The organism is Saccharopolyspora taberi, assembly GCF_039534165.1.
In the GTDB taxonomy this organism is placed as follows: Bacteria; Actinomycetota; Actinomycetes; order Mycobacteriales; family Pseudonocardiaceae; genus Saccharopolyspora_D; species Saccharopolyspora_D taberi.
Map to the genome: position 1 here is coordinate 212,919 of NZ_BAAAUX010000001.1, position 15,357 is coordinate 228,275.

The 15,357-nt window shown below is 71.3% G+C and carries 15 protein-coding genes and 1 pseudogene; 9 read left to right on the forward strand and 7 right to left on the reverse strand.

The window, feature by feature from the left end:
* Positions 1-79: 79 nt before the first annotated feature.
* Positions 80-928 carry a polysaccharide deacetylase family protein gene (locus ABD691_RS01340; protein WP_344677451.1) on the forward strand — a complete coding sequence of 283 codons (849 nt, stop codon included), beginning with the start codon at positions 80-82 and terminating at the stop codon, positions 926-928.
* A gap of 205 nt (positions 929-1,133) precedes the next feature.
* On the opposite strand, the gene ABD691_RS01345 is transcribed toward ABD691_RS01340, so the two are convergent.
* Together ABD691_RS01345 and ABD691_RS01350 are read right to left on the reverse strand one after the other, a co-directional pair.
* Entirely contained in the window at positions 1,134-2,639 is a 1,506-nt protein-coding gene (locus ABD691_RS01345; RefSeq protein WP_344677452.1) for a PucR family transcriptional regulator, read from the reverse strand.
* Positions 2,640-3,006: 367 nt separating this feature from the next.
* Positions 3,007-3,546 (reverse strand): GlcG/HbpS family heme-binding protein, encoded by a 540-nt coding sequence (locus ABD691_RS01350; protein WP_344677453.1) that lies wholly within the window; start codon positions 3,544-3,546, stop codon positions 3,007-3,009.
* A gap of 200 nt (positions 3,547-3,746) precedes the next feature.
* Between ABD691_RS01350 and ABD691_RS01355 the strand changes: the two genes are divergently transcribed.
* Positions 3,747-4,892, forward strand: a complete 1,146-nt coding sequence (locus tag ABD691_RS01355; protein WP_344677454.1) for a sensor histidine kinase — start codon at positions 3,747-3,749, stop codon at positions 4,890-4,892.
* Positions 4,889-5,523, forward strand: a pseudogene (locus ABD691_RS01360) (response regulator). Before ABD691_RS01355 ends, ABD691_RS01360 begins: the two are co-directional and overlap by 4 nt.
* Before the next feature lie 14 nt (positions 5,524-5,537).
* On the opposite strand, the gene ABD691_RS01365 reads toward ABD691_RS01360, so the two are convergent.
* From ABD691_RS01365 to ABD691_RS01375, 3 genes are all read right to left on the reverse strand, one after another.
* Positions 5,538-6,017: a DUF402 domain-containing protein gene (locus ABD691_RS01365; protein ID WP_344677455.1), complete on the reverse strand. Its 480-nt coding sequence runs from the start codon at positions 6,015-6,017 to the stop codon at positions 5,538-5,540.
* Between the two features lie 178 nt (positions 6,018-6,195).
* The gene (locus ABD691_RS01370; RefSeq protein WP_344677456.1) at positions 6,196-6,750 is read right to left on the reverse strand and encodes a ribonuclease FAU-1 family protein; all 555 of its coding nucleotides are present in this window, start codon (positions 6,748-6,750) and stop codon (positions 6,196-6,198) included.
* Between the two features lie 141 nt (positions 6,751-6,891).
* On the reverse strand, positions 6,892-7,323 hold the full coding sequence (locus tag ABD691_RS01375) for an SPW repeat protein (protein WP_344677457.1): 432 nt from the start codon (positions 7,321-7,323) through the stop codon (positions 6,892-6,894).
* Between the two features lie 295 nt (positions 7,324-7,618).
* Between ABD691_RS01375 and uvrB the strand changes: the two genes are divergently transcribed.
* The 6 genes from uvrB (at position 7,619) to ABD691_RS01405 (ending at position 13,657) form a co-directional block, all read left to right on the forward strand.
* A complete protein-coding gene (gene uvrB, locus ABD691_RS01380; protein WP_344677458.1) occupies positions 7,619-9,772 on the forward strand; it encodes an excinuclease ABC subunit UvrB in 2,154 nt (717 codons plus the stop codon).
* Between the two features lie 56 nt (positions 9,773-9,828).
* Positions 9,829-10,905 carry an FAD-dependent oxidoreductase gene (locus ABD691_RS01385; protein WP_344677459.1) on the forward strand — a complete coding sequence of 359 codons (1,077 nt, stop codon included), beginning with the start codon at positions 9,829-9,831 and terminating at the stop codon, positions 10,903-10,905.
* A gap of 79 nt (positions 10,906-10,984) precedes the next feature.
* The gene (locus ABD691_RS01390; RefSeq protein WP_344677460.1) at positions 10,985-12,133 is read left to right on the forward strand and encodes a sensor histidine kinase; all 1,149 of its coding nucleotides are present in this window, start codon (positions 10,985-10,987) and stop codon (positions 12,131-12,133) included.
* The gene (locus ABD691_RS01395) at positions 12,130-12,786 is read left to right on the forward strand and encodes a response regulator (protein ID WP_344677461.1); all 657 of its coding nucleotides are present in this window, start codon (positions 12,130-12,132) and stop codon (positions 12,784-12,786) included. The genes ABD691_RS01390 and ABD691_RS01395 overlap by 4 nt, the downstream gene beginning before the upstream one ends.
* Positions 12,787-12,894: 108 nt before the next feature.
* Complete coding sequence (locus tag ABD691_RS01400) at positions 12,895-13,152, forward strand: SHOCT domain-containing protein (protein ID WP_344677462.1); 258 nt, start codon at positions 12,895-12,897, stop codon at positions 13,150-13,152.
* Positions 13,153-13,213: 61 nt separating this feature from the next.
* Positions 13,214-13,657: a VOC family protein gene (locus ABD691_RS01405; protein ID WP_344677463.1), complete on the forward strand. Its 444-nt coding sequence runs from the start codon at positions 13,214-13,216 to the stop codon at positions 13,655-13,657.
* Positions 13,658-13,891: 234 nt separating this feature from the next.
* On the opposite strand, the gene ABD691_RS01415 is transcribed toward ABD691_RS01405, so the two are convergent.
* Positions 13,892-14,044 carry a hypothetical protein gene (locus tag ABD691_RS01415; protein WP_344677464.1) on the reverse strand — a complete coding sequence of 51 codons (153 nt, stop codon included), beginning with the start codon at positions 14,042-14,044 and terminating at the stop codon, positions 13,892-13,894.
* A gap of 129 nt (positions 14,045-14,173) precedes the next feature.
* On the reverse strand, positions 14,174-15,355 hold the full coding sequence (locus ABD691_RS01420) for an acyl-CoA dehydrogenase family protein (RefSeq protein ID WP_344677465.1): 1,182 nt from the start codon (positions 15,353-15,355) through the stop codon (positions 14,174-14,176).
* Positions 15,356-15,357 lie beyond the last annotated feature (2 nt).

Below are 15,357 nucleotides of genomic sequence, written 5' to 3' on the forward strand. Positions count from 1 at the left end.
GGTCTTGGCCGATTCCCACTGTGAACCGGTTCACGCCGGATTGACCATGACATTAGTGTCAGGGTTTGAGCATGGGCGCATGGACAACGAGCTCTTCGACTACAGCCCGATCACCGACCGCGAGCCGATCCGCTGGCCCGGCGGCGCCCGCGTCGCCTTCTACGTCGGGCTCAACATCGAGCACTTCGAGGTCGACCGCCCCGCGACGAGCATCTTCGAGGGAACCTCGCGGCTGACCCCCGATCCGCTGAACTACGGCTGGCGGGACTACGGCGCCCGGGTCGGCATCTGGCGGACGATCGAGACCCTGGACCGGCACGGGATCCGGGCGAGCGCGCTGCTCAACTCGGACGTGGGCGAGCGGTACCCGCAGATCATCCGGGCGGGCCGGGAACGCGACTGGGCCTGGCTGGCGCACGGCAAGAACAACTCGATCTTCCAGCCGGACATCCCGGCCGAGGAGGAACGCGCGTACCTGACCGACGTCGTCGACACCATCGAGCGGACGACCGGCCACCGCCCGCGCGGCTGGATGGGCCCGGGCCTGACCGAGAGCTTCCGGACCCCGGAACTGCTCGCCGAGCTGGGCCTGGACTACGTCCTCGACTGGACCAACGACGACCAGCCGTACCCGCTGAACGTGCCGGGGCTGCTCAGCGTGCCCTACTCGATCGAGATCAACGACATCAGCCTGTTCGTCAGCAAGAGCCTCACCGGCCCGGACTTCGTGCGGATCGTCAAGGACCAGCTCGACCAGCTGCACGCCGAGTCGGCCGACAGCGGCCGGGTGATGGCGATCGCGCTGCACCCGTTCGTCATCGGGCAGCCGTTCCGGGCGAAGTACCTGGATCAGGCCTTGGAGTATGTGGTGAATCATTCCGACGTCTGGGTCACCACCAGCGACGAGATTGCTTCTCATTGCAGGTGAACGGTTTGCGTGGCGGTGCGGGTGGCGGAACCTCAGGCGCCCGCTGGCTCCGGAATCTTTTTCCGACGTATGCCAATACGACGGAAAAAGCTGTCCTCGCGAGGCGACGCCTGAGAACCCGCGGGTGGTCGTCCTGCGTGCGTGGGCTAAGCGGCTTCGCCGCTTGAGGACGATGGTTGGGTTGGGGCCGGTCCGCCCGGAACGGCTAGATCGCCAGGGCGATGATTAGGGCTAGGCGGGTCTCGGGGTTGTCCAGGTCCAGGGGGGCGAGCTCGCTCATTCGGCGTAGCCGGTTCCGTACGGTGTTCGGGTGGATGCCCAGCCGGGCCGCCGCGGCGGCCAGGTCGGCGTGGCACTCCAGCCAGGCGCGCAGCGTTTCCACGTGCCGGGTGCCGGTTTCCCGGTCGTGGCGGCGGAGTTCGGCGACCGGCCCGCGCGCGGGCTGCCGCCCGGACGCGGCGGCGCGGCGGAGGCGTTCGAGCAGGATCTCGTGCCAGGACTCGTCGTAGACCACTGCGACGGATCCGCCGGTGCGCGCGTGCAGCGCGAGACTCTCGTCGGCCTCCTGCCTGCTGTTGACCAGCTCCTCCGGGCCCGCCGCCCCGCCGATCCCGGCGACCAGCGTGATCTCGGCGGACAGGTCGCGCGCCAGCGCGCGGACCCACTCGCGCGCGGGCGCGGCGTCGTCGTGCGGCAGGACCGTGTAGACGGTGTTGGCGAACAGGGCGCTGCGGCCCGGCCTGGTCCAGCCGAACCCGGTGGTGGCGCGTTCGAAGGCGAGCAGCGCCGCCGCCGGGTGCTCGGCGCTGTCGAGCGCCTGCACGGCCACCACCCGGAACCGGTCGCCGCGGAAGCCGAGCCGGCTCAGCTCCGCCGGGGCGTCGGCGTGGCCTTCGACCAGCCCGATCACCAGGTCCGACTCGATCTGGCGCTCCAGGTCAGCGCTCGCGCGGGTGCGCAGCATGTGCAGCGCCGCGGTCCGCGCGCCGTTGACCAGCGCGGTGTCGTCGGCCAGCGGACGCATGACGTCCACCCAGATCGAGCCGAGCAGTTCCCGGCCGGCCCGGACCGCGACCACCACCCGGCCGCGCCCGCCGCTCTCCAGCGGCTCCACGAACAGCGGATCGTCGGACGCCGACAGGTGCCGGAACACCCCGCGTTCGGCGAGTTCGCGCCGCACCGACTCCGGCACCTGCCTGCCGAGGATCGTCTCCAGCCGGGCCGGGTCCGCCCCGGTCTGCTCGCTGGAGTAGGCCAGCACGCCGGAGCGGTGGTCCTCGATCGTCACCGGGCCGCCCACGGACTCGGCGAGCGTGTCGGCGAGGGCGAACAGGTCGGTCGGCCCGCGCCCGGCCTCGGTCTCCCGGCCCTCCAGCACCAGCCCGTAGACGATCCCCGCGAGCTGGCCCCACGACACCGCCGGGTCGACCACCACGACCGCGACATCGCGGTCCCGCGCGATCTCCAGCGCCCGGTCGCCGAGCCCGGCGGACCGGAACACGACGACCACCGCGCGGGTCTCGGCGAGCAGCCCGGCGGCACCGGACTCGTCGACCCCGACGGCCAGCAACACCTCGTCGGCACCCGAGGCAGGCTCCGCCGGATCGTGCAGCGCGGCCGAGCGCAGCTCGGTGCGCCTGCTGCGCGGCGCGCACGCCAGCCGGGCGCCGAACCCGCCGAGGACGTTGATCAACCGGTCGAGCGTGACCATTCGGCCATTCCAGCAGGCTGGGCGGTGGGGGTGAGTTCGGGGTGCTCGCCCCCATCGCGGCCAGGGCGCCGAGCGGAGGATCCCGGCGTATCCCGCGTTCTCGGCATGCCGCAGCGCGGTCACGCCGTTGCGGTCGGGGATGTTGACGTCGGTGCCCGCGTCCGCGAGCAGGCGGCGGCCCGGAGCTCCTGGCTGGCGGCGAGGCTGGCTGGGCGCCGCTGGTTGGCGGTGGGTTTGGCCGCGTGCTGCTGGTTGGGCGGCTGGGGCCTGCTGGTGGGCGGCTGATGGTTGCCGGTCCGCAGCTGGTGGCCGAGGGTTGGCGGCGGGGCCTGGTCCGCGGGCAGGGCCGATGGCGGTCGATCCCCGGTCATCGCAGCCCGGCCTGGACCGCCTGGAGCCCGGCGCGGGCGAACTCCTCGTCGAGGTCGCCACTGGGCGCACCTGCCACGCCGATGCCCGCGATCGGCGAACCGGCGGTCACCGGCACGCCGCCCGCCAGGAACAGCGTGCCCGGGATGTCGCGCAGCGTCGGGCCGTCGCCGGTGGCCTGTCTGCCCAGCTCCGAGGTCGCCCGGCCCCAGGCGACCGCGGTGAACGCCTTGCGCTTGGCCGACTCGCCGCTCTGCGGCCCGGCTCCGTCGCCGGTGAGCCGGACCCGCTCGTTGCCCGCCCGGTCCACGATGGACACCGTGACGCGCTGGCCCTTGGCCTCGGCGGCGTCGAGCGCGGCCTGCGCGGCCTTGGCGGCGGCGTCGACGCTGAGCACCGGCTGCTGAAGAACTGCCGCCGGGGCCTGCTGCTGGGCGGCGGGGCCGGCCTGGGCGGCGGTGAGGCCGGTCGCCCCGCCGAGGATGCCGAGGCCGACCAGGGTGCCGACGACGGCGCGGTTGCGGGTGGTGGACTGCATCGGGGTTGGCTCCTTCGCTTCCGGATCGATGACTCCAGGCTCGGCGGTAGAACGGATCCCGGCGTCGTCGGAACGGATCGGTCCGGGCGCCGCTCGGTCGATCCCGGATCAACCGAACTGTTGATGTGGCCCGGCGCGGACCGGCTTACAGTGCGCGCGGGTGTCGTGGGTGCGCCACGACCTGGGCGGAAGGGAACGCGTTGATCGACACCGGGCGGCCCGGAGGCTGGCTCTACCGCGCGATGCACGCGGGGTTCTTCGTGCTGCTCGCCTCCTCGGCGTCCCGCTACGTCGCCGGGCACGGGCTGCGCGGTGTGACACCACTGCTGCTGGGGCTGTCCGCCGCGCTGGTGCTGATCTACGTGCTGGGCGTGCTGTGGTGGGAGCGGGCCGGGCAGCTGTGGCTGGCCGCGGTGGTCGGGGTGTGGTGTGCTCTGGTGCTGGTGGCCCCGAGCTTCAGCTGGTGCGCGGTGCCGCTGTTCTTCGTGTGCCTGCGGCTGCTGCGGCCGGGACCGCTGCTCGTCGCGGTCGTGCTGCTGACCGCGACGGTGATCTTCGCGCAGCTGCGGCTGGCCCCGCGCTTCGAGGTCGTCGACGTGCTGGTGCCGCCGGCGGTCGCGGCCATGGCGACCGCGGTCTTCCTGGAGCTGCGGCGCGAGGGCGAGCGGCGCCAGGAGCTGATCGACCAGCTGGTGCGGACTCGCGGGGAGCTGGCCCAGGCCCAGCGGGAGGCCGGGATCGGCTGGGAGCGGGAGCGGCTGGCGCGGGAGATCCACGACACCATCGCGCAGGGGCTGTCGAGCATCCGCCTGCTGTTGCAGGCCGCCGAGCGCGAGGACGCTTCCGGCGAGCACGTGCGGCGCGCGAGCGAGGTCGCCGAGGACAGCCTCGCCGAGGCCCGCCGGTTCGTGCGCGGGCTGGCGCCCGCGGCGCTGACCCGGCAGTCGCTGGCCGACGCGTTGCGCGAGCTGGCCGAGCGGACGGCGGCGGAGTCCGGTATGGAGGTCCGCTTCGAGGCGGTCGGGGAGCCGCTGCCGACACCGGAGGACGTCGACGCGGCCCTGCTGCGCGTCGCGCAGGGCGCGCTGGCCAACGTGCGCGAGCACAGCGCGGCCCGCGTGGCCGGGGTGACTCTGTCCTATTTGGACGATGCGGTCACGCTCGACGTGCGGGACGACGGAACCGGTTTCGACCCCGCGGCACCGGGATCCGATGCCGACCGAGGCTACGGGATCTCCGGAATGCGGGCGCGGATCGAGCAGCTGGGCGGAGAACTGGCGGTGGAGAGCCGCCCAGGGGAGGGCACGGCGGTGGCGGCGACCCTGCCGGTGGGAGGGATCTCGTGACGGTGCGGGTGCTGGTGGTCGACGACCACCCGGTGGTGCGGGCAGGACTGCGGGCGCTGCTCGCCGGGGCGGACGACGTCGAGGTGCTGGGCGAGGCGGCCACCGCGGCCGAAGCCGTCCAGCAGGCGAGCGCCTTCCGGCCCGACGTGGTCCTGATGGACCTGCGGCTCGGCGACGGCGTCGAAGGTGTCGAAGCCACCCGGCGGCTGCTGGCCCTGGACGAACCGCCGCGGGTCCTCGTGCTGACCACCTACGACGCCGACACCGACATCAACCGGGCCATCGCGGCGGGAGCGACCGGGTACCTGCTGAAGGCGGGACCGCCGGAGGAGCTGTTCCAGGCGGTCCGGGCGGCGGCGCGGGGCAGGACCACGCTGTCGCCGGAGATCGCCTCCCGGCTCTGGAGCGCAGCCGCGCGCCGGAGCGGTCCCTGAGCTGCCGCGAGGTCGAGATCCTGGAACTGCTGGCGCAGGGGCTGGGGAACCGGGACCTGGCGAAGAAGCTGTTCATCAGCGAGGCGACGGTGAAGACGCACCTGGTGCACATCTACGCGAAGCTCGGTGTGGACAGCCGCATGGCCGCCGTGCGCGAGGCGATCCAGCGCCGCCTGATCCGGCTCGACGGCGGCTGACCACCGCCTGACGATCACCAGATGTCGAAGATCCCCCGGTGCGCCAGCCACTGGTTGAGATCGCGGTGGAGGGTGATCTCCTCCAGCGTCCGGTGCACGGTCCGCAGCGCGAAATCGGCTTCGCTGAGCCGGATCACGCCCTGCGACACGGCGTCGGCGAACTCCTCGTAGTGGGCGATCCGGGCGGGCCCCTGGTCCGGGACCTCCAGGCCGAGCAGCAGGTCGGTGGTCGTCCAGGAGCGGGTGTCGCGCTCGACCCGGACGGCGGTGAGCAGGCTCGGGCCGCGGCGGGAGTGGCGGCGGCGCGGGCGGTAGCGGGTCAGCTTCAGCCCGAGGTCGGCCATCAGCCAGGTGACCTCGCCGTCGGCGAGCGGATCCTCCGGGGTCGGGCATTCCAGCGACAGTCCCCACGGTTCGACGCGGCAGACGTCGAGCTGGCGCTGCCCACCGGAGGAATGCGAGCGCCGCGAGCTGAACAGATCAATGACATCCACGAGTTGCGGAGAAGAAGTCACCATGCCCACGGCCACAGAGATTACTGCCGGAATTGGGCAGGTAGATCATCAGTAGCGAGTTTTAACGTAACTTTTCAGCGGTCGTCTGATATCGATCCGCTCCGTGGTCGCGGGATCACCGGGATGGCGGTAGCGGTCACCGCGCGGGTTCGGCAGATTACTCGGGATGCCCGCGCCACGTCAGCGCGATTCCCTTGTGGAGCAACCACTTCGGAAGGTCGTAGCCGTGCCGCGCGACCCCGTCGACGGCGGCGTTGGCGGTCTCCAGCGCCCGCTGCGCGGTCGCGGTGTCGAGCAGGTCGGCCTTCGCCGCGATCACGAACTCGTCGACGTCGAGCAGCCGGGCCTCGCGGCCGGTGCGGACCTCGATGTCGAGGTAGAGGTCGACAGTGGACCAGCGCGCCGGGGTGCTGTCGATGTCGACGACGTCCAGGTAGTAGTCGAGATCGGACTCGTGGCCCGGGTGCCACCGCCAGCGCGAGACCCGCAGCCCGACCGCGGGCAGCAGCCACGACTCGACGTAGGCGAGCCGGGGGTGGCCGGGCAGCGGGCGGGCGAGGTAGAGCCCGAAGGGCTCGACGCGGTACTCGTCGACCGCGCGCACGTGCCCCTTGGGATCGGTGTTGGTGCCCGCATCGAGGTCGAAGACCTCGGTTTTCGGCGGGTGCACGGGAAGCCCGAGCCGTTCGGCGATCTCGCGCTGCGTCGTCACAGAGACACTGTATGCGACCCGGGGTGGTCACGGCGGCTCTCACGGCCTGGCGGAGACCCGCACATGAAGAGGACGCGGCGTTGCGTCCAACGCCGCGCCCGATTCGATCCGCAATATCCAGACACCTCCGATCGTTCGGGGTCAAGCTCGCTTGCTCCCGCGAGCGGGCATCATCGCCGGGGCGATGGCACCCAGGCCGGCGAGCAGCACGATCGCTCCGCCGATGACGTTGCAGAGCACGGTGGCCGCGGTGATCGACGTCCCGCTGACCAGGAACACCGACAGGATCATCCACAGGCCCAGCACCGGGCAGGTCCACGCGATGCCGTGGGTGCGGTGGTAGGCGGCTGCCAGGCACAGCCCGAGTACCGCCGCGGCCACGCCGGTGACGAAGTTGTTCACCGCGAGCGGACCCACCGCGCTGAACCCGAAGATCCACGGTGAGAGAGCGACGAACAGCCCGCCGAGCACGATGAGCCCGTCGGAAGCCTGGGCTGTGGGCGTCTCGGCGGCGCGTTCGTACCGCGCGCGAATCTCGGCGAGATCCGGATGTCCGGCGATGGGAGTGGACATCGCACACCTCCACAACTGAGGCGACGAGCCCAGTATCAGCCCTTCCGGGCCGTTCGGCACGGGTTCTCCGGAACCTCGGTACGCGAGTCAACCGATGTGATTGCTGTTGCTGGAGCGGCGAATCGCAGCGCCAGCTGCACCTGCCGCCGCCGCAGCACGCCGACCTCGGCGCGGAACCTCGTCGGGCACGCGGCTGCGGGAGCCGGCCGTCACTGCCTGCGCGGCGCTGGATGTCGTGGGTGCGGGGTAGCGTGGACCGGTAGCAACCCACCCCTCGATTCTGGTTCGGCAGGCTATGGCTTTCGCGACTGAGCACCCCGTCCTCGCCCAATCCGAGTTCCGCCCCGTCAGCGACATCCCGCGGTCGGACGCCCGGTTCCGGATGGTCAGCGACTACCAGCCCGCCGGCGACCAGCCGCAGGCGATCGAAGAGCTGGAGCGCCGGATCCGGGCCGGTGAGACCAACGTGGTGCTGCTGGGCGCCACCGGCACCGGCAAGTCGGCCACCACGGCGTGGCTGATCGAGCGGTTGCAGCGGCCGACGCTGGTGCTGGAGCCGAACAAGACGCTGGCCGCCCAGTTCGCCAACGAGCTGCGCGGGTTCTTCCCGGACAACGCGGTCGAGTACTTCGTCAGCTACTACGACTACTACCAGCCCGAGGCCTACGTCCCGCAGACCGACACCTACATCGAGAAGGACTCCTCGATCAACGAGGACGTCGAGCGGCTGCGGCACTCGGCGACGTCGAACCTGCTGTCCCGCCGGGACTGCGTGGTGGTCTCGTCGGTGTCGTGCATCTACGGCCTGGGCACCCCGCAGTCGTACCTGGACCGGTCGATCCAGCTCAGCGTGGGCGGGGAGATCGACCGCGAGGTGCTGCTGCGGGCGCTGGTGGACGTGCAGTACACCCGCAACGACATCGCCTTCGCCCGCGGCACCTTCCGGGTGCGCGGCGACACCGTCGAGGTCATCCCGGCCTACGAGGAGCTGGCGGTGCGCATCGAGCTGTTCGGCGACGAGATCGACCGGCTGTACTACCTGCACCCGCTGACCGGCGAGGTCGTGCGGGAGGTGGACGAGCTGCGGATCTTCCCGGCCACCCACTACGTCGCCGGGCCGGAGCGGATGGAGAAGGCCATCGGCAGCATCGAGGCGGAGCTGGAGGCCCAGCTCTCAAAGCTGGAGAAGCAGAACAAGCTGCTGGAGGCGCAGCGGCTGCGGATGCGCACGCAGTACGACATCGAGATGATGCGCCAGGTCGGCTTCTGCAGCGGCATCGAGAACTACTCGCGGCACATCGACGACCGGCCCGCCGGGTCGGCGCCCGCGACGCTGCTGGACTACTTCCCCGAGGACTTCCTGCTGATCATCGACGAGTCGCACGTGACGGTGCCGCAGGTCGGCGGCATGTACGAGGGCGACGCGTCCCGGAAGCGGACCCTGGTCGAGCACGGGTTCCGGCTGCCGAGCGCGCTGGACAACCGCCCGCTGACCTGGGAGGAGTTCGCCGACCGGATCGGCCAGACGGTGTACCTGTCGGCGACCCCGGGCCCGTACGAGATGGGGCAGGCCGGTGGTGAGTTCGTCGAGCAGGTCATCCGCCCGACGGGGCTGGTGGACCCGGAGGTCGTGGTCAAGCCGACCGAGGGGCAGATCGACGACCTGGTGCACGAGATCCGGGTGCGCGCGGAGCGCGACGAGCGGGTGCTGGTCACGACGCTGACGAAGAAGATGGCCGAGGATCTCACGGACTACTTCCTGGAACTGGGCGTCCGGGTCCGCTACCTGCACTCCGAAGTGGACACCCTGCGCCGGGTGGAGCTGCTGCGCCAGCTGCGGCTGGGCGACTACGACGTGCTGGTCGGCATCAACCTGCTGCGCGAGGGCCTGGACCTGCCGGAAGTCTCCCTGGTGTCCATTTTGGACGCGGACAAGGAGGGGTTCCTGCGCTCCGGCACGAGCCTGGTCCAGACGATCGGCCGAGCGGCCCGGAACGTCTCCGGCCAGGTCCACATGTACGCGGACACGATCACCGACTCGATGCGCCACGCGATCGACGAGACCAACCGCCGCCGCGAGAAGCAGATCGCCTACAACGAGGAACGCGGCATCGACCCCCAGCCGCTGCGGAAGAAGATCGCCGACATCCTCGACCGCGTCTACAGCGAGTCGGAGGACACCGAGGAGGTCGCCGTCGGCGGCTCCGGCCGCAACGTCTCGCGGGGCAAGAAGCCCAGCGGCGAGTCGGTCGGCAGCGCGGGCCTGCTGGAGGACCGCGACATCAAGTCGATGCCGCGCGCGGAGCTGGCGGACCTGGTCCAGCAGCTCAACGACCAGATGATGAACGCCGCCCGCGAGCTCCAGTTCGAACTCGCGGCCAGGCTCCGCGACGAGATCCACGATCTGAAGAAGGAACTCCGGGGAATGGACGCCGCCGGGATCGAGTAGGTTCAGGGGTCGTCTTCGCGCGGCTCACCAGAGTCCGCGGGCAGTGAGGAGCCCTCGTGCGGATTGTCGTGATCGGTGGTGGCCTGGCGGGTTCCAGTGCCGCGCTTGCGTTGCACAAGGCCGGATTCGACGTCGGCGTGCACGAGGCGCATCCGCACGCCGGGGACGACATCGGTGCCTTCCTGACGCTGGCCGCCAACGGGGCCCGGGCGCTGCGGCAGATCGACGTCGTCGCGGAGGCGGGGTTCGCGCTCACCGGGCTCCGGCTCACCGACAGCACCGGCTCCGAACTCGCGAAGTCCACATTGGACGACGGCTTCCGCTGCCTGCGCCGGTCGGAGCTGTGCGCGCAACTCCAAGCGGAGCTGCGGCGGCGAAGCATCCCGATCGAGTTCGGCGCGCGGCTCACCGGCGTCGAGCAGGACGGCACCGGCGTGCTCGCCCGCTTCGCCGACGGCCGGACCGCCGAAGGGGATCTGCTGCTCGGCGCGGACGGACTGCACTCGGCGGTCCGCGGGCTGATCGACCCGGTCCCGGAGCGGTACGCGGGCCAGCGGGTCTTCTACGGCTACTCCGACCACGTCCCGCCGCACGAGCCGGGCCGCATCGAGATGATCCGGGGCTCCGGGACCGCCTTCGGCTACGCGGTCGAACCCGAGGGCCGGACCTACTGGTTCGCCCGGCTCCCGGCGCCACCGCTCGACGGCGAACCCGGCCCCGCCCTGCGCGAACGCCTGCTCGCAGCGCTGCGGTCCGACGCCACACCGGCCGCCGAGATCGTGGCGTCCACCGAAGACGTCCTCGCCACCGACGCCAGAGACGTCGCGACTCCGCCGCCTTGGCGCAGCGGTCGCATCGCGCTCATCGGCGACGCGGCGCACGCGGCGTCACCGGCCACCGGCCAGGGCGCGTCGATGGCCTTCGAAGACGCGGTCGTGCTGGCCAAAGCGCTCCGCGACCACGGCAGCACAGAGGTCTACGAACGACTGAGACGCCCGAGAGCGGAGAACAACATCGTCCGCAGCGCCGATCTCACTGCGTCCGACTACGCCGAACGGCCGGAGGTCGTCGAGCGCCTGCGGCGCGACGAGAGCGGAGCCGAGCCGGAACCGCAGTGGCACCGCCCTGTGTGACCCGTACGCAGCTCGACGTACGTCCCATACGTCGCGGCAACGATGCCCCCGCACGGCGATCGCGCCTATCGTCATCGCCATGAGCATCGCCAGGAGAGTCGAACCACGTGCGGTGGTCGCTGACGTGCTGCTCGCGGCAGTGCTGGGCGTGGTGATCCTGGGGATGTCCCAGTTCGCGGCGCGGTGGCAGGTGCCGCCGCGCAGCCCGCTCGACGCGCTCGCCCACGCGCTCGTCGTGGTCGCGGTCGTCTCGCTGGCGGTGCGGCGGGTCTGGCCGATCGCGGCACTGGCCGGAGCCGCCGGAGCCACGGCCGCCTACGTCGCGTTCGACTACCCGTACGGGCCCGTGTTCCTGACACTGGTGATCGCGGCGTACTCGGTCGCGGTGCGGCTGAGCATGTGGTGGTCCGCCCTGGCGTGCGGTGGCGCCATGCTGCTCGAACTGCTCGGGCACCTGCCGCGACTGCTCGGCGGTGACTTCTGGCGGGAGTTCCAGACCGCGCCCTACGGCGCGACCGCGCTGGTCGTGGTGCCGTGGGCGGTCGGCACGATCGTGCGGCTCTACCGCGAGTCCGGGCAGCGCAGCCGCGAGGAGAAGGAACGGCGGCGGGCCTACGAGGAACGCATCCGGGTGGTGCAGGAGGTCCACGACGTGGTGGGGCACGGGCTGTCGGCGATCAACTTCCAGGCCGCGGTCGCCCTGCACGTGCTCGAACAGCAGCCCGGACAGGCCCGGCCCGCGCTGGAAGCCATCCGGCAGACCAGCAAGGACGCGCTCGACGAGCTGCGCGGCACGCTCGCGGTGTTCCGCAGTCCCGACGGCGACCGCGGCCCCACCCCGGGGCTCGCGCGGCTGGCCGCGCTGGTCGAGCGCATGAACCACGCCGGCCTGCCGGTGACGACGACGGTCACCGGCGAGAGCGGCGACCTGCCCGCGGCGGTGGACCTGGCGGCTTACCGGATCGTGCAGGAGTCCCTGACCAACGTGCTGCGCCACGCCGGACCGGCCACCGCGACGGTGGAGATCGAGCACGGGCCGGGTGCGGTGGACGTGCGGATCACCGACGACGGCCGGGCGCGTCCCACCGACGATCTCCGGCAGGGCGGGCAGGGAATCGTGGGGATGCGGGAGCGCGCGGCGGCCGTGGGTGGTGTGCTGGAAGCCGGACCCCGCCCGGAAGGCGGGTTCGAGGTCCGCGCTCACCTGCCCTTCGGAGGACACCGATGATCCGGGTCGCGGTCGCCGACGACCAGACGCTCATCCGGCTCGGCCTGCGCGTCCTGCTCGACGCCGAGCCGGACCTGGAACTGGTGGCCGAGGCCGTCGACGGTGCCGAGGCGATCGCCGCGGTCCGCGAGCACCGGCCGGACGTGGTGCTGATGGACATCCGGATGCCGGGTACCGACGGGATCGAGGCGCTGCGCGCCATCACCGCCGACCCCGCGCTGGAGCGGACCAGGGTCGTCATGCTCACCACGTTCGAGCTGGACGAGTACGTCTTCGAGTCCTTGCGCGCGGGTGCGAGCGGATTCCTGATCAAGGACACCGATCCGGCCGAGCTGCTGCGGGCGATCCGGGTGGTGGCGGCGGGGGAGTCGCTGCTGTCGCCGACCATCACCCGGCGGCTGATCACCGAGTTCACCGCCAAACCGGCGGGCGGCAACCGCCCGCACCCGCAGCTGGGCACGCTGACCGGCCGGGAGCGGGAGATCGTTGCCCTGGTCGCTGAAGGGCTGTCCAACGAGGAGATCGCCGAACGGCTGGTGGTCAGCCCCGCGACCGCGCGCACCCACGTCAGCCGCGCGATGATCAAGCTGCACGCCCGGGACCGGGCGCAGCTCGTGGTCATCGCCTACCAGTCCGGCCTCGCGCGCGGCTGACCGTACGCCCGGCGCGGTAGGACGAAAGCCGCTCCACGGCCGACGACGGAGAAACCGCCGCGGCGCAAGCTGAATCCGCAAGCTCAAACGGATTCGGAGGAGACCGCGATGACTACCGTGCTTCTGACCCAGGCCCTCGCCTACCCGGGCCCGTGGGGCCCGCACGCGGGCGGCGGCCCGTTCTGGCTGATCCCGCTGGGATTCCTGCTGGTGCTGTTCGGACTGCTCGCGACCGGGGTGTGGCTGGTCGCGCGCAACACCCGGCAGCGGTCCAGTTCGGAGCGGGCGAAGGACGTGCTCGCCGAGCGGTACGCGCGGGGCGAGATCAGCACCGAGGACTACCGCGAGCGGTACGACCAGCTGTGATCGCCGCGGCACCGGCGGACGTCGGTGCCGCGGCCTAGCCTGTGCGGGGAGGTGGTCGCCGATGGGGATCGAGTTCCAGGTGACTTTCGACGCGCACGACCCGGCCAGGCAGGCGGAGTTCTGGGCGGCGGCGCTGGACTACCAGGTGCAGCCGCCGCCCGAGGGCTTCGAGTCCTGGGACGCCTTCGCCGAGAAGATCGGCATTCCCGGGGATCGGCGGGACCGCCTGTCGGCGGTGGTCGACCCCGAGAACAGGGGGCCGCGGGTGCTGTTCCAGAAGGTCCCCGAGGACAAGACGGTGAAGAACCGGGTGCACCTCGACGTCAACGTCAGCCGGCGCGGACTGGTGCCCTCGGATGATGCCGCCGAGCGCAGGCGCCGCATTGCCGAGCACGTGCAGTACCTCCAGGCGCTCGGCGCCGTCGTGCAGCGGGAGGTCGACGAACCGAGCGGTTACTGCATCGTTTTGAAGGACCCGGAGGGGAACGAGTTCTGCGTGCAGTGACGGGTGTGTGAAGGCGTTCAGGCGGATGGGGTGGAGGAGTTGGTGGCGGTCCGGTGGTCCGGACGGTGCGGGCTGGCGACCGGGCGGCGGGCCGACCTCCTCACCCGCGATCTGGAGAGATCTTTCCCGGCGCCTGGGCGGAATTCCGGACCGGAGTGCCCGAAGCCGACCGCGACGGGGACCTGGCCGACGCCTACGCCGGACACCACGCGGACGGCGCCCTGGGCGAGGCGATCACCGCCGCCACCGACCTCGGCTGACGGGTTCAGGGCAGCCGGGCGGCGATCCGCTCGCCGCCTCGGAGTGGAACTCGCCGCGCATCAGGTCGTCGAAGATGACGGCGTGCACGCCGTACTGGTTCACGTAGGCCAGGCGAACGGGAGCCACACCGTTCAGGAATGCCGGAACGTCGAACCCGTGACGCGGAGTGCGAACCGATGAATTCGCCGTAGGAATCGGGAAGTACGGTCCCTCCGGGGCCGAACCGCACCTCAAGCGGTCCGGCCCCGCTGAAGATCACGCGAAAGCGCTCAGGCCGGTGATCGACTTGCCGACGATGAGCGTGTTCATCTCGCGCGAGCCCTCGAAGGAGTACACCGCCTCGGCGTCGGAGAAGAACTTCGCGATCCCGTAGTCGAGCACGATCCCGTTGCCGCCGAACAGTTCCCGCGCCCAGGCGACGACCTCGCGCATCCGTGTCGTGGTGAACGCCTTGGCCAGCGCCGCCTGGTCGGCTCCGGCCTCGCCCTGCTCGGTCAGCTGCGCCAGCCGCACCACGACACCGAACATCGCGGTGACGTTGCCGAGCATCTTCACCAGCAGGTCCTGGATCATCTGGAAACCGCCGATGGGCTTGCCGAACTGCACCCGGTTCACCGCGTACTCGCGGGCCAGCTCGTAGGCGCGCACCGCCACCCCAAGCGCCTGCCACGCCACCCCGCCGCGGGTCTTGGCCAGCACTCGCGCGGTGTCGCGGAAGGTGTTGATGTTCTGCAGCCGGTTGGCCTCCGGGACCCGCACGCCGTCCAGCACGATGTCGGCGTTCTGCACGGTGCGCAGCGCGATCTTGCCCTCGATCTTGGTCGCGGTGAAGCCGGGCGTGCCCTTCTCCACCACGAAACCCTTGACGTTGCCGTCGGCTTCGTCGCGCGCCCACACCACGACCAGGTCGGCGAAGGTGCCGTTGCCGATCCAGCGCTTGGCACCGTTGAGAACCCACTCGCCGCCCTCGCGGCGCGCGGTGGTGCGCATGCCGCCCGCGACGTCCGAGCCGCCTTCCGGCTCGGTGAGGGCGAACGCGCCGATCTTGTTCATCGCGACCATGTCGGGCATCCAGCGGTCGCGCTGCTCCTGGTCGCCGCCGCCGTGGATGCTGCCCATCGCGAGTCCGCTGTGGACACCCGAGAACACCGCCAGCGACGGGTCGACCCGGTTGAGCTCCATGCTGAGGAACCCGCTGAACAGCGCGCTGCGCTGCCTGCCGTCGCCGTACTCGGGGTACTGCACGCCGGACAGGCCGAGCTTGGCGAACCGCTCGACCGCCTCGGCCGGGAACTCTGCCCTGGCCCACGCGTCGTCGGCCAGCGGCCTGATCTCGCGCTCCAGGTACTCGCGGATCTCGGCGAGCTCGGCCCGCTCGGACTCCGGCAGCAACTGGCCGAAACCGAAGAAGTCGGGGTTGGTGTTGGTTCGTGGCATAG

What these genes read in the sequence shown, in the direction of transcription:
- ABD691_RS01340 (WP_344677451.1), top strand. Translation starts at nt 80, where the DNA reads ATGGACAACGAGCTCTTCGACTACAGCCCGATCACCGACCGCGAGCCG.
- ABD691_RS01345 (WP_344677452.1), bottom strand. Translation starts at nt 2,639, where the DNA reads ATGGTCACGCTCGACCGGTTGATCAACGTCCTCGGCGGGTTCGGCGCC.
- ABD691_RS01350 (WP_344677453.1), bottom strand. Translation starts at nt 3,546, where the DNA reads ATGCAGTCCACCACCCGCAACCGCGCCGTCGTCGGCACCCTGGTCGGC.
- ABD691_RS01375 (WP_344677457.1), bottom strand. Translation starts at nt 7,323, where the DNA reads ATGTCCACTCCCATCGCCGGACATCCGGATCTCGCCGAGATTCGCGCG.
- uvrB (WP_344677458.1), top strand. Translation starts at nt 7,619, where the DNA reads ATGGCTTTCGCGACTGAGCACCCCGTCCTCGCCCAATCCGAGTTCCGC.
- ABD691_RS01390 (WP_344677460.1), top strand. Translation starts at nt 10,985, where the DNA reads ATGAGCATCGCCAGGAGAGTCGAACCACGTGCGGTGGTCGCTGACGTG.
- ABD691_RS01395 (WP_344677461.1), top strand. Translation starts at nt 12,130, where the DNA reads ATGATCCGGGTCGCGGTCGCCGACGACCAGACGCTCATCCGGCTCGGC.
- ABD691_RS01400 (WP_344677462.1), top strand. Translation starts at nt 12,895, where the DNA reads ATGACTACCGTGCTTCTGACCCAGGCCCTCGCCTACCCGGGCCCGTGG.
- ABD691_RS01405 (WP_344677463.1), top strand. Translation starts at nt 13,214, where the DNA reads ATGGGGATCGAGTTCCAGGTGACTTTCGACGCGCACGACCCGGCCAGG.
- ABD691_RS01420 (WP_344677465.1), bottom strand. Translation starts at nt 15,355, where the DNA reads ATGCCACGAACCAACACCAACCCCGACTTCTTCGGTTTCGGCCAGTTG.